Raw genomic sequence first — 14035 nt, 5'->3', positions numbered from 1 at the left:
CTTGCCGACGATCTACTTTGACTTTGATAAGAGTACGCTGAGATCGGTGCACAAGAAGGAACTGGAGCGTACAGCGATCATGTTGAAGCGCATGTCCAATCTGCAGCTGTTCATTGCGGGTCATACGGATCAACGTGGCAGCGAGGAGTACAACAAAGGCCTGAGCGAGCGCAGGGCGGCCGTGGTGATGGATTACCTGATCAACAGGGGAGTGGAAGCTGCCAGAATGCAGTACGAATGGTTCGGCAAAACCCAGCCAATCAATGATTGCGGAACCGTACCGTGCACAGAAGCCATGCATCAACTGAACAGAAGAACAGAGCTCAGATTGGGTGGAGTGAAATAATGGTATTTATTAGGGACTAAAAATATTTACTTAGGGACTAAATTATGGTTAAAGCCAATGCTAGTAAGCATTGGTTTTTTTCTTTATTAATGAGCTGAATAATCCGGAGCCTATTGACCCCTCAATCTAGCATATCCATCGACATCGGTTACTTTTTCAAGGATTTGCAATTGTAATCCCCACATACGCAATTTCTATACGTTCAACGAAGACTTCGTTTTCCGCAGATTCTGGATCAGTTGTAAAAACAACTTTGGCAGGCCATGCATGATGTAAGATCCATGACATGATTGGTGCATCACGCTCATCCGTTAATTTTATTTTAAGGTTTGGGCGATCATTTGTATTCGCTTGAATTTTTTGATACCATTCCCAAAAAACTTCTTTAACAAACAGCCCTTTGCTCAAGGTCATTCTACTGTCCTTTACCGTACCAGGTCTAGGGACTGTTGAAAATGTAGTAGAGTGAGTATGTCTAAATTCCAGTGTATCTGATTGAAGATCCAAGCCGCTAACTTCTTGAAAGGGAATATCTGTTAAGATTCCCCAATCTACCAAGAAAAGAAATTTGGGCAGTGGCCAAGCGTTATCGTGTGATTCTTCTCTCATGGGTGCTTCATTTAGCTCTCGAATGTTCATGCCTGGTATTTTATCTCACTCTTACAACTGTTTCTTTTCCATTGGTCTTACTCGTTTTAAAAACTTTGTAAGGGGTATTTATATATTCGGTTACTTTATCTTGATTACTGAGCAATTCTTTGTCTATGAAATAAGGGCCTTGACATTCTTTATAGTTTCCCTTAGAATCAACAATGATATGATATGGTATACCTGAAAATTGATAATTTGACCTTGTTTTAGCCTCATTACTTGTTATCAACTGAATTCCATTTTGTTCGTTTTTGAGTAAATAAGCCTTCCAGGTTTCAATAGTTGAATCCAAAGAAATATCTATAAAAACTATGTCTGAATTATCTTGATATAGCTTTTTTAGTTTTTCAAGTTCAGGTTTTTCTCCCAGACAATATCCACACCAAGTTGCCCAGAATGTTACATATAATGTTTTACCGTCAAAGTCTTTCAAGCTAACTTGATTGCCATTTATGTCTTTAAATACTTCCTTGGGTAGGCTGAGTGGAGTATTAGACGTGAAATCCCAAAGGACGGTGGCATTAAACAAATTGTTTGCTGCATCGGTACCGTAACCTTTATTTTTTATAATAAGAGGTTGAGAAAATAGATAGATTCCGAACACTATGATTTGACCTATGAATAATGGAATTTTTATCTTATTACTTAAATCAGTCCGAGAAACAAGAATACTTAAGAGTGAAAAAAGTATTATCATGAATAAAAAAGGGAAGTATAATAGCTCCAATGGAATAAATACAACTAACGCAATTAATAAAATGGGGGTCAATGCTAAGTTTGTTTTCCTGTTTATAAGCCCCGCAAAATAAAACCCAATGAAACAAATTAATAAGGGTAGCCATTTTAAAACTTGAGCGTTCTTTATTTCAATAACTTCTGTAAATAGTAAGATGACCAAGATGGTTGTAGCAATAATCGTTAGGATACCGAGGAAAATTCTGAAAAATGTTTTATACATCTTGGTGTTATTTATGCTTGTTGCCAATAGCAGACCCCAACTATGCAAGGTAAGCTATGAAAAAAGCCGCTCCCCTTTCTTAGTTTAGCGGTTCTTATTGTCATCTAAAATTAATAAAATTAGTGATAGTTAGTTATATGATTACAAACTTAACGGTTGGCGAGATCACCTACTCGATTATACCCTCGTTGTTCTTTTCTGTTGTTACTATATTGCCAATGTTTATTGTGACTTGTTACGTTGACTATTTTGCAAAATCTTCATTGCCCCGACAGCTCGGTATATGCATTTTCTAATTTTTTTCAGAGAATTTCATTTCTTGGGTTCAATTTTTATTGTCCAAGAAATTGCTTTTAACCTTTCTTGAATCATTTTTAATGTTTCCAATATGGCTTCCTCTTTGGGTAATTCTCCGTACACCAAATTTTTAAAATCACCATTGTAAATCGTTTTCAACTCATCCCATACATTTTCCAAGTCTTTGAATATAAGTGATTCATTTGGATGATAGACAAGCCATTGATTGTTGTTTTTAAAACTGGCGACATCATCATTGGCTACTTTTAAAAGCATTTCATCAAAAGCCGTTGATTGAAAGAATTTTAAAAACTCCTCTTGTTTAAGTAACTGATGTAAATCGTAGGTGTGCCGAATCTTTTTCTTTAAATCATCTACTGGGTTTTCGCTATAAGAAAAACGAACCAAACTCATTATTTTTTCACAAGTGGTTCTTGTGGGTTCTAATGCTAATAGGTCAAAGGGAAGTAGACCGTTTTCTTTAGCAATTTCTGATTGCTTATTATCCAACATCATCTGACCCACAAATGAAATGATGCTTCTAGTTGTGTAGGGTTCGAAGTATCCCAACCAAGTAGCTTCTACCGCAATTTCCGGTCTTACTTGTCCGTAATCGCCTTTAAATTCTTTGTTATAAGAGTGAGCCGTTTTTCGGTTCATTCCCATTTTATGGGTAATGCCTTCGATGGTTACTTCAGGCAATATGGCGTTTACAACATCACTTATTCTTCTTATTTTTGTGGTTAATCTGTTGTTTGATTCGCCTTCTCTTCTCAATACTACCAAATCAATATCTTCTGAAAAGCGGTCAATCATTTTGTAACATTTAGATAGTGCAGTTCCGCCTTTAAATACGGTGTCTTTGCCAATTTCATTATTGAAAATGGTGAACAATGCATAGGTAACCCAATAGTCTTTTTCTACATAAATAGCGGGGATTTTCATTTGGTCAGCCGTAAACTGAACCGCTTGTCTGAATAAGGTTTTATTCTCGTGTAGGTTCATACAATATTCCATTTTTGGGTGTTGGATATTGTTTTCGCTGCACCTGTTAGTTTATACTTAGTAATTGGATTCAATGATTTAAAAAGTAGTTCAGCTGTTTTGCTCTGTTGTAATTGTTCTAACAACGCACCTAGTAAAGCCCTTGTAGCAGGTGGATATTTTAATGCCAAGCGGACCAAGGTATTTATTTCTTTGTCTGAAAAGTTTTTTATTATGGCTAAGAACCGCTTGCAGGATGCTTCTATACTGGCATCAGGTATTTTTTTGATGTATCGGATGGCATCCAATAGCTGCAACAAAGGAATATTTTCTTTGGTGATAGTGTTTTTTTGCTTTATGAAAGCAATCGTATAGCGTTCTCTTTTAAAGTTGGGGCGAATTTGATTTTTCCCGATTTGTATGGTATTACTTACCTGTGTGGTTAAGCCCAATTGATTGTAAATACTATAACCCGTGAGGTAGCCCGTTATTTTTCCGTTTTCTTCCAATAAGTCTTTCACTACTTGTGCCTGATTGGGTTGAAGATTGCCAAAAGGGGTGTTTTCGGGTTTGTAGTATTTGCCTTTGGATAGTTTGGCAATTTTGCCCGAAGCTACCATACGGTTCAGGGCTTTTATCACTGCTTCTTTTTGATTCACCTGTGTAGTGAAATCGGCATAGGTGAACACATAACCTTTAGGCAGTCTGTCTATAGTAAATGCTATGTATTCAGCTGTTTTCATTCTTTTTATGGTAGTACAAAGATAATTTATTTGTCCAGTTTATTAGCAAAAAAACTGGACATTTTGAAAGTTAATCACACTATAATTCTTGGCTTTTTTCCCATAGCTACACTTCAATTTCTTCGCCAATCCTCATCATCATATGGAAATGACCAATATTTTCTGTGTGGTTAAATATATTTTTAAACACTTCCAAGTATTTAGTATTATAAAAAGATACAACTAACTCGTTATATTTCCAATATATACTAGCATATCCCATAAGAAACTACTATACAGCTTATCAAAAAAAAATCCCTTGAAATCCTAAAAACTTCAAGGGACGATACATTATAAACTAGTTGACTTTTTTTAAACCATCAATTATCAGCTAACAATTTTTCTGCTGATTGTATAGGAATTCTTGCCAAAACCCCCAATTTCTCCGCTTTTACCAACTCAAAAGCCGCTCTATTGGTGGGAGCAATAGGCTCGGAAGGCGGGATTTTTTCCTGTAACCAATCCACTTGCTTCCCATTTTTCCAGAATCTGAAACACAAATGTGGACCGGTTGCCAATCCCGTGCTACCAACGTAGCCAATTACCTGCCCTTGCTTAACTCGCATGCCGGGTTTGATGCCTGATGCAAACTTGGACATGTGAAGGTATTGGGTCGTGTAAGTTTCGTTATGCTTGATTTTGACATAATTGCCATTGGCACTGGTAAAGCGTGCTTCGACTACTGTACCATCTCCAACTGTCCGGATTTCAGTCCCTGTAGGGGCGGCATAATCCGTACCCAAATGTGGCTTGTAGCGCTTTTGTACGGGATGAAATCTATTCAGATTATAGCGTGATGAAATTCTCGTGTATTTCAAGGGATCTCTCAAGAATGCTTTCTTAAAGCTATTTCCCTCCTGATCAAAGAAGGAAAGCTGTCCATTTTGCTCAAAAGGAATAGCAAACAACTCTTGCCCTTTGTGCTTAAAGAAGGCAACCTCGATTTCTCCATTGCCTACTACTGCATCTTCCACCACTTTTTCCTGAAAGACTACTTTGAATTCATCCCCTTTTTGCAAGGCCCCAAAGTCAATTGACCAGCCAAACAAATCGGCAAACTGATCCACTACATCGTAACTGATACCTAACGCGGTCATATTGGAAGATAAGTTGGAGGTAATCTCTCCACCAATTTCCACAGGTCTGTAACTGACGGGTTTTTCTTCTTTATAAATCTCAACTGCTTCCAAGTTGATCACCACATACTCTAATGGATTGGGTTCATAGATAAAAAATTGTGCCTGTGATGAATCTTTTGCTGATAAAACAGTGAATTTCTTATTGTAGGCGATGCGACGAACATCAAAAACTTCCTTGGATTTTTTGGCAATTTCATCGATGATCTGAAAAGGAATATTGAAAGGTGCTAAAAGTGAAGAAAGCGTTTCATTTTTCCCCACGACCCCTTCGATGACATCCAAATCTTTGGCATTGATGCCATACAAAAGAAGCTCTTCTTCCTCTTCTTCATAGACTTCCAGTTCAGATTCCTCAGGGATGGTTTCGGAATATACTTGGTTGTATAGGTAATACCCTGCCCCTAAGCATAGCACCAAAATCCCTGTGCTGATCCATTTTTTATTCATGTGTAGTGTTGTTGGCTGCGGATGATATTCAAAGAAATTTAAATTCCGTTCAAATAGCAAGTTTTTCAAGGTTTTTATACCCAAATATTTAAACGAAGGTTACAAAATAGAAATTGCGCGATGCTCAATGGAAATAATTTGATAAACCAGAAATTTTGACAAAAATCAATTGTTCGGAACAATGCTTACAAAAACTACAAGGATTCGGTCATAATTATTCATTTCTGTCGTATACTTGGCGACTTTGCTTATCTTTGTCGACTTAAAAAGAAAAAACAAATGCTACGAACACATACCTGTGGAGAATTAAGACTTGACCACATAAACCAAGAGGTAACTTTAGCTGGATGGGTACAGCGTGTACGCAACAAGGGAGGTTTGATTTGGGTGGATTTGAGAGATCGCTACGGAGTGACCCAATTAATTTTTGAAGAAGGATCTACCGATAAAGCCTTATTGGAAAAAGCTGCTTCTTTGGGAAGAGAGTTTGTCATTACCGCCACAGGCGTAGTAATTGAACGAGCATCAAAAAATGATAAAATACCAACCGGAGCGATTGAAGTAAAAGCAGCCAATCTAGATGTACTCAATCCTGCCAAAGTCCCTCCTTTCATCATCGAAGATGATACTGATGGAGGGGATGAACTACGGATGAAATATCGCTACTTGGACCTTCGAAGAAATGTGGTCCGTGAAAAGCTACAACTACGTCACCGCATGATGCAGGAGACCAGAAAATACATGGACGCTGCAGATTTTATCGAAGTAGAAACTCCTGTATTGATCAAATCCACACCGGAAGGTGCCCGTGACTTCGTTGTTCCAAGCAGGGTAAATCCAGGAGAATTCTATGCTTTGCCACAATCTCCACAAACATTCAAGCAATTATTGATGGTCAGCGGATTTGACAGATATTTTCAGATCGTCAAATGTTTCAGAGATGAAGATTTGAGAGCAGACCGTCAGCCCGAATTCACACAGATAGACTGTGAAATGTCTTTTGTTTCCCAAGAAGATATCTTAAAAACCTTCGAAGGATTGACTAAGCATTTATTCCGAGAAGTGAAAGGCATCGAGTTGGAAGAAGTGAAGCGTATGACCTACGAAGATGCGATGAAATTCTATGGCAATGACAAACCTGATTTGAGGTTTGACATGAAGTTTGTGGAATTGACCAATCTTGCTCAAGGAAAAGGATTCTCCATTTTTGATGCTGCTGAAATAGTGGTGGGTATTTGTGCCAAAGGCGCCGGAGAATATACACGCAAGCAAATCGACGAGATCACTGAATGGGTAAAGCGTCCGCAGATTGGAGCAAAAGGTTTGGTCTATGTGAAGTGCAATGCGGATGGAAGTTTCAAATCTTCAGTTGATAAATTTTACAATCAGGAAGACTTGGCTGCTTGGGCAAAATTAGCCGGAGCTGAAGCAGGAGATTTGTTATTGATTTTGTCCGGTGAGGCCAAAACTACCCGCAAGCAACTTTCCGAACTGCGCTTGAAAATGGGCGAAGATTTGGGACTACGAGATAGAAATGTATTCAAACCATTGTGGGTAGTAGATTTTCCTCTACTTGAGTGGGACGAAGAAACACAACGCTTCCACGCCATGCACCATCCATTCACCTCTCCTAAAGCGGAGGATATTCCTTTGTTGGAAACGGATCCGGGACTTGTTCGTGCCAATGCCTATGACTTGGTCATCAATGGGGTAGAGATTGGCGGAGGCTCGATCAGAATTCATGATAGAGCAACCCAACAATTGATGTTCAGACACTTAGGATTTACTGAGGAAGAAGCTCAAAAGCAGTTTGGTTTCTTAATGGAAGCCTTCGAGTACGGTGCTCCTCCGCACGGTGGCATCGCCTTTGGATTTGACCGTTTGTGTGCAATTTTTGGTGGCTCCGATTCTATCAGAGATTACATTGCATTCCCGAAAAATAACTCAGGAAGAGACGTCATGATCGACTCTCCAAGTACGATTGCTGAAGAGCAATTACAGGAATTATCCATTAAGGTTGCATTAAAATAAAAATACATCCATACATATGCCTAGTTTAGAAGGAAAGGTACCCTCTATCCTCTAAACTAGGCTAATTTTTTTCTAAATTTTCAACCTGCTTTTTATCCACTTAACATCTTTTTTATCCATTCAAAACTTAGCGATACAGGTGATTAAACTATTCATTCACTTCGCAGTCTAAATCCTAGTTCAATAATTCTACAAAATGAAAATTTCTACCACTATTAAATTTTTATTCGTGCTTTTGTTCATCTATTCTTTTGATGTTCAGGCGCAAAGACCCGGAGGAGGACAAGCACCCATACTGAAAGGGAAAGTCATCGAAGGAGAAAGCAAAGAAGGAATGATCGGTGCCAATGTTTTGGTAAAAACAGTCACAGATTCCTTACTAGTATCCACCGTAACTGGTGTGGACGGAAGCTTTGAAATCGAGCGCCCAAGAATTCCTTCCGTAAAGATTGAAATCTCTTTTCTAGGCTACCAGAAAATCACCAAAATCCACGAGCGAGGCCAACCCTTAGATTTGGGCACGCTTATTTTATTGGAAGACTCCAAACTTCTTGGTGAAGTAGTTATCGAAGGTCAAATCCCAGTAGGTGAGGTTCGTGGAGACACTACTTCCTTCAATGCTAATGCATTTAAAACACGTGAGAACGCAGACGCAGAAGAATTAATAAGAAAAATCCCAGGTGTAACCATTCAAAATGGCGAAATTCAAGCCAAAGGCGAGCGCGTGGAGCGTGTAATCGTGGATGGTAGAGAGTTTTTTGGCTCTGATCCATTTTTGGCACTTAGAAACTTACCTGCAGACGTTATTGACAGAGTTGAAATCCTAGATCAACGTTCGGATCAATCCAGATTAACAGGATTTGATGACGGTAACTTTTCAAGAACTATCAACATTGTCACCAGACCTGATAGAAGAAATGGTCAGTTTGGACGTGTTTATGGGGGTTACGGAACCGATGGGAGATATTCCGCAGGTGGTAACTTCAACATGTTCAAAGGCAATAAACGTATCTCTATTATCGGTTTATTCAACAACATCAACCAACAAAACTTCTCCTCCCAAGATCTAGTAGGCGTTGGCGGTGGTGGCGGTGGCCGTCCCGGTGGCGGTGGTCGTCCAGGCGGAGGAGGTAACAACAATTTCTTGGTAGGACAAGATCAAGGAATCATCACTACCAACAGTTTGGGAGTCAACTACTCTGACAAGTTTGGAGATAAAATGAACTTCACTGCAAGTTATTTCTTCAACTCTACCAACAATAACCTTTTCAGATTGACTAATCGTGAGATTATTTTATCAGAGACCAACCGTCAGTTTTACGAAGAAAGTTTGTTTAACACCATTCGTAACAATAACCACAGAATCAATTCCCGAATCGAATACGATATCACTCCTAAGCATGCGGTGATTGTAACCCCTTCGATTAATTTTCAAGATAATAGCTCCTTCAATGACCGCGATGCGATAACCAGAACTGGTGCTTTAGCTCCTTTGAGTGCTACCCGAGCTATTTCTGATGCACAAACAGATGGCTACAACATTTCAAACAATTTGGTGTATCGATATAAGTTTGATAAAAAAGGAAGAACACTTTCTACGACCGTATTTACCTCTTGGAATAAGCGGGATCAATTATCTGAGTTGATTGCAGCCAACCAAGATTTCATTAGAGACATCCGTGATACCTTGAATCAAGAGACTTTTGGTCTTTCTGATGGGTTCAATTACAGAGCTACCTTACAATTCACGGAGGCACTTAGTGAAAAATCCTTATTGACAGCATCATACCAAATAGGTAACAACAAAACTTCTGCTGATCAGCAAACCTTTGCCATGTTGCCAGAATTGGGAATCATGGTATTGGATACGGCTTTGAGTAACGTGTTTGAAAATAGATTCATCATCCAAAGACCAAGCGTAGGCTATAGCTACAATTACAAAAAATGGAATGTCAATGCCAGCATGGACTACCAGTACGCAGTTCAAGATAATGACGCACTTTTCCCTGTGGAGAGAACCTTCAATCAGTCTTTTAGCAACTTCTTGCCAAGCATGAACGCTTTCTATAGAAATATGCAAACAGGTTTCTCTTTCCGTATGCGTTACAGAACATTCACGCAAGAGCCTTCTGTGAATCAACTACAGAATGTAATCAACAACCAAAACCAGTTAGCACTTTCGGTGGGTAATCCGGATTTGGGACAGGCGTTTTCGCATAATATCTTCGCCAACATATCTAAAATCAACTTAGAAAAATCGAGAACTTTCTTCATGTTTGGTACTTTCTCTGTGACGGAAAACTTTATCGGTAACAGCACCTTCATTGCACAGACAGATACCTTGATCAACGGTGAAGTATTGTTGAGACCAGGTAGTCAGCTTTCCAGACCGGAAAACTTATCAGGTCAATTCAGATCTCGTTTGTTTTTGACCTATGGTGCACCAATCAAAAAAATCAAGACGCAGTTTAATACCAACTCCAGTGTGTCTTACAACAGAACTCCAGGTATCATCAATGGACAGAAAAACTTCAATGATAACATCGATTTAGCACAAGGAGTAACCTTTACAAGTAATATCTCCAAAGATGTAGACTTTACTTTACAGACCACAGCTACCTACACTGTAGTAAATAGCAGTTTGCAGCAAAATTTGAATAACAACTTCTACGTTCAGAGTTCTAATATCCGCTTCTATTATTCACCAAATGGCGGTAAATTATTTATCTCCAATACGGCTCAAAACAACTTGTTTAGAGGTTTATCAGCTAATTTGGATCAATCTGTATGGTTGTGGAACATTGAAGCAGGGATGCGATTTGCTAAAAACAACAAAGCAGAATTAAAAGTAACTGTATTTGACTTGTTGAATCAAAACAATGCGATTGCAAGAAATGTAACAGACGTGGCTATTGAAGACACCTTCACCCGCGTATTGAATAGATTTGCTTTATTGACATTCTCTTATAACATCGGGAACTTCAGAGCTGAGCAACCAGCACAAGGTGGACCAGGTGGTATGATGAGAGGCGGCTCTTGGGGTGGAGGAAGCAGAACTTGGTAATCAAATCAACTACCTACAAACAAAAAAAGAGGCAAATTGCCTCTTTTTTTGTTTCACAAGAAATGTGAATCATCAGCTTTTTGGAAGAACAACTGTGTCGATCACATGAATTACGCCGTTGGATTGGAATACATCTGCAATAGTAACTTTTGCTTTACCACCATTTTCATCACTGATGTATAAATCCTTGCCTTGCATCCAAGCAGTCAACGTTCCTCCTTGTACAGTCTGGAAAGAAGCTTTTCCATTTCCTTTTTTGATAGCTTCTGAAATTTCTTTGGCGTCCATTTTTCCGGCAACCACGTGGTAGGTCAGAATACCTGTCAATGTTTCTTTGTTTTCCGGCTTGACCAAAGTTTCCACGGTTCCTGCGGGTAGCTTTCCAAATGCATCATTGGTAGGTGCAAATACTGTAAAAGGTCCTGCGGATTGCAAAGTTTCTACTAAGCCTGCTGCCTGTACAGCTGCGACAAGGGTAGTATGGTCTTTAGAATTTACTGCATTTGCCACGATGTTTTTGGATGGGTACATAGGTGCACCACCTACTTCCACTGTTTTTTCTTTTTGACCAAAAGCTTGTCCTGCTGTGAATACACAAAAAGCGATCAATGCGGATTTTAGAAATGTTGTTGTTTTCATGATTTTTAAATTTTGTTGTTTGGATGGATTTACGAGGTCATGGATAAATCTGGATTTAGCACCCATTAAAAAATGTTTTTCCAGTCAATTATTTTAGATTTGTGCTTTCTAAGAATGAAAGATCCATGGTTCAGGAGAAAGTAAATAAAATAAAGGAAGCAATTCGAGCTGCCTCAGCAAGCAACCAAGAACAATTGGAGGCCTACCGCATGCAGTTTATCAGCAAAAAGAGTGTGGTAGGAGAGCTGTTTGCAGAAATGCGCAACATTCCTAACGAGCAAAAGAAAGCATTTGGTCAGGTTGTCAATGAAGTCAAAGAACTCGCAGAGACAAAGTTCAAAGAACTAATTGAGCATGTTTCTTCAGCTAACAAGCAATCCAAGTCTGCTGCCATCGATTTGACTTTACCTCCTTCGAATATTGCTGTTGGAGGAATCCATCCTTTGACTGCTACCCGTCAGCGAATCATTGAGATATTTGAGCGTATTGGTTTCAATCTTTCCGAAGGTCCCGAAATCGAAGACGATTGGCATAATTTCACAGCCTTAAATTTTCCTGAAAACCACCCGGCACGTGAAATGCAGGATACCTTTTTCTTGGAGAAAAACCCAGACATTGCTCTTCGCACCCATACTTCTTCCGTACAAGTACGCGTGATGGAAAACCAAAAACCTCCCATTCGTACCCTTTCTCCTGGAAGAGTATACAGAAATGAGGCAATCTCCGCTCGTGCACATTGCATTTTCCATCAGGTTGAAGGCTTGTATGTAGACAAAAATGTAGGTTTTGCTGATTTGAAAAATACCTTGTATCACTTTGCGAAAGAAATGTTTGGTAAGGAAACGAAAGTGCGATTCAGACCATCTTTCTTCCCATTCACAGAGCCAAGTGCAGAAATTGATATCAGCTGTCAATTATGTGGTGGGAAAGGCTGTAATGTCTGCAAAGGAACAGGATGGGTTGAAATAGGAGGCTCCGGTATGGTAGACCCGAATGTCTTGGAAAATTGCGGGATAGACTCCAAAGAATATACAGGATTTGCTTTCGGCATGGGTATAGAAAGAATCGCCATGCTCAAGTATCAGATCAAAGATTTGCGCTTGTTTACAGAAAACGATGTGCGGTTTTTACAACAATTCCGCTCGCTGGTATAATCAATCAAGCTCTCCTCAGGGGAGCTTTTTTTAATTGGATGAGACACGTATTGTGGTCAAAAAATCTCCAATTTCATGCAATAAACCTGGATTACTGACAGCAGCATTTCCAATTACTACCACATCTGCCCCTGCTTGATAGGCGGTTTTTACTGCACTCAAATCACGCAATCCACCTCCCACAAGTAAGGGTGCCTCCATATACTTTTTGAATGATTTGATTAAAGATGCAGGTACAGGTTGATGAGCGCCGCTTCCTGCTTCCATATAAAAGTATTGCAGCCCAAGATATTTTCCTGCCAAAGCTGTGGCTAGCATCAATTCTGGTTTATCAGCAGGTAGTGGCAAGGTCTGGGAGATATACTGCACGCTGCTATGATTACCCCCATCGATCAACATATAACCCGTTGGAAGAACCTCCAGACTTGTTTTAGCTAATAAAGGTGCTATAGTCACATGCTGCCCTATCAGTAAATCTGGATTTCTACCAGAAATCAAGGAGAGGAATAAAATTCCATCTGCCAACTCTGAAAACTGAATCGCATTCCCAGGAAAAATAAGCACGGGAATATGTGACAAAATTGATTTTACATTCCGAATGACATCGTCTAGATTTCTCTGTTGCACCAAGCTCCCTCCTACCAAAATAAAGTCAATGGGCGCTTTGGTTAAACTGATAAGTAGCTCTTGAAAAGCCATCATATCTGCCACATCATCTGGGTCAATCAGCCAAGCAAGGCCTTTATTTCCTGTAAGGACAAATGATTGGAGACTTTGAGCAATGGAATTAGGATTCATCTTCAATTGGGGCCACAGACCCTTGTTCATTCAACCGCTTCATCAGAAACTCTCTCCCATAGTTCATAGCTATGGGCAGCAAAGCCATTCCTATCCTTCCCATTAGTCCCGGTTGTTTTTTTTGAGTCAATCGATGTTCCAATTCCTCATCAAGCAATCCTTCCTTTTCTAAAACTTGGAGAACTTTTGCTGTTTTCTTTTTCTTCTTGGAACCCAAGATTTTGACAGTAGCTGCAGCAATTATGGCTGAACCAAATACTATCGCTCCCATTTTTAGGTAGTCCCCAGATTCATTTCTAGCAATGGAGAGCTGCATTTTAAGTGTCTGCTCCAATTCTTCGGCTTTTTTCTGAAGCTCTTTGTTAGTCATCGTCTCTCGGTGTTTTGTTTTCTCCAAAGATAAATGCACGCAAAAATGCCTTCAAGGATCGGCCAAATGATCGGGAATCCCTAGCCAAAAAGAAAATCAGAAATACTATGAGGTACAGAATTGCAACCAATAAAAACCCCTTATAAGATGAGTACATCAAGTCACTCAAATAAAAAGCGAGTGATAAACTCATGAATAAAAGGATCATAACAGAAAAAACACCCATAAGAACCAATAGAAATATCCTGGTGAGGACAACAGAAACCTGCTCAGAGATTTCATTTTTCACCATATTGATCCTGACTTCTATAAGTTGCTTGATTGTCTGTACTATCTCAGAAATGTTGAACATGCGTCTTGCTATTGTTGGAAATT

The 14035-nt window shown here is 39.3% G+C and carries 13 protein-coding genes; 4 read left to right on the top strand and 9 right to left on the bottom strand.

Annotated features, from left to right (window positions below):
- A partial coding sequence (locus ACXIUD_RS09570; RefSeq protein WP_458052408.1) for an OmpA family protein occupies window positions 1-346 on the top strand: 346 nt, incomplete at its 5' end.
- A gap of 156 nt (window positions 347-502) precedes the next feature.
- Here the strand turns inward: ACXIUD_RS09570 and ACXIUD_RS09565 are convergent.
- The 5 genes from ACXIUD_RS09565 to ACXIUD_RS09545 form a co-directional block, all read right to left on the bottom strand.
- Window positions 503-985 carry a phage tail protein gene (locus ACXIUD_RS09565; RefSeq protein ID WP_458052407.1) on the bottom strand — a complete coding sequence of 161 codons (483 nt, stop codon included), beginning with the start codon at window positions 983-985 and terminating at the stop codon, window positions 503-505.
- Window positions 986-995: 10 nt separating this feature from the next.
- The gene (locus ACXIUD_RS09560; protein ID WP_458052406.1) at window positions 996-1955 is read right to left on the bottom strand and encodes a TlpA family protein disulfide reductase; all 960 of its coding nucleotides are present in this window, start codon (window positions 1953-1955) and stop codon (window positions 996-998) included.
- A 312-nt stretch (window positions 1956-2267) separates the two neighbouring features.
- Window positions 2268-3257 (bottom strand): nucleotidyl transferase AbiEii/AbiGii toxin family protein, encoded by a 990-nt coding sequence (locus tag ACXIUD_RS09555; RefSeq protein ID WP_458052405.1) that lies wholly within the window; start codon window positions 3255-3257, stop codon window positions 2268-2270.
- Window positions 3254-3979, bottom strand: a complete 726-nt coding sequence (locus ACXIUD_RS09550; RefSeq protein ID WP_458052404.1) for a DUF6088 family protein — start codon at window positions 3977-3979, stop codon at window positions 3254-3256. The genes ACXIUD_RS09555 and ACXIUD_RS09550 overlap by 4 nt, the downstream gene beginning before the upstream one ends.
- Window positions 3980-4338: 359 nt before the next feature.
- The gene (locus ACXIUD_RS09545) at window positions 4339-5604 is read right to left on the bottom strand and encodes a M23 family metallopeptidase (RefSeq protein WP_458052403.1); all 1266 of its coding nucleotides are present in this window, start codon (window positions 5602-5604) and stop codon (window positions 4339-4341) included.
- Window positions 5605-5883: 279 nt separating this feature from the next.
- Between ACXIUD_RS09545 and aspS the strand changes: the two genes are divergently transcribed.
- Together aspS and ACXIUD_RS09535 are read left to right on the top strand one after the other, a co-directional pair.
- The gene (gene aspS / locus ACXIUD_RS09540; protein ID WP_458052402.1) at window positions 5884-7635 is read left to right on the top strand and encodes an aspartate--tRNA ligase; all 1752 of its coding nucleotides are present in this window, start codon (window positions 5884-5886) and stop codon (window positions 7633-7635) included.
- Between the two features lie 196 nt (window positions 7636-7831).
- Window positions 7832-10699, top strand: coding sequence for an outer membrane beta-barrel protein (locus ACXIUD_RS09535; protein ID WP_458052401.1), 2868 nt, complete (start codon window positions 7832-7834; stop codon window positions 10697-10699).
- Between the two features lie 72 nt (window positions 10700-10771).
- On the opposite strand, the gene ACXIUD_RS09530 is transcribed toward ACXIUD_RS09535, so the two are convergent.
- Entirely contained in the window at window positions 10772-11338 is a 567-nt protein-coding gene (locus ACXIUD_RS09530; protein ID WP_458052400.1) for a fasciclin domain-containing protein, read from the bottom strand.
- Window positions 11339-11463: 125 nt separating this feature from the next.
- Between ACXIUD_RS09530 and ACXIUD_RS09525 the strand changes: the two genes are divergently transcribed.
- On the top strand, window positions 11464-12492 hold the full coding sequence (locus ACXIUD_RS09525) for a phenylalanine--tRNA ligase subunit alpha (RefSeq protein ID WP_458052409.1): 1029 nt from the start codon (window positions 11464-11466) through the stop codon (window positions 12490-12492).
- A 30-nt stretch (window positions 12493-12522) separates the two neighbouring features.
- Here the strand turns inward: ACXIUD_RS09525 and ACXIUD_RS09520 are convergent, their stop codons facing one another.
- The 3 genes from ACXIUD_RS09520 to ACXIUD_RS09510 are packed head-to-tail and all read right to left on the bottom strand — an operon-like array spanning window position 12523 to window position 14012.
- Window positions 12523-13290: a phosphoglycerol geranylgeranyltransferase gene (locus ACXIUD_RS09520; RefSeq protein ID WP_458052399.1), complete on the bottom strand. Its 768-nt coding sequence runs from the start codon at window positions 13288-13290 to the stop codon at window positions 12523-12525.
- Window positions 13280-13660, bottom strand: coding sequence for a hypothetical protein (locus tag ACXIUD_RS09515; RefSeq protein WP_458052398.1), 381 nt, complete (start codon window positions 13658-13660; stop codon window positions 13280-13282). Before ACXIUD_RS09515 ends, ACXIUD_RS09520 begins: the two co-directional genes overlap by 11 nt.
- A complete protein-coding gene (locus ACXIUD_RS09510) occupies window positions 13653-14012 on the bottom strand; it encodes a phage holin family protein (RefSeq protein WP_458052397.1) in 360 nt (119 codons plus the stop codon). Before ACXIUD_RS09510 ends, ACXIUD_RS09515 begins: the two co-directional genes overlap by 8 nt.
- Window positions 14013-14035: the final 23 nt, after the last annotated feature.

It is taken from the genome of Mongoliitalea sp. (assembly GCF_054166905.1).
This window is presented reverse-complemented; position numbering and strand designations above follow the sequence as displayed.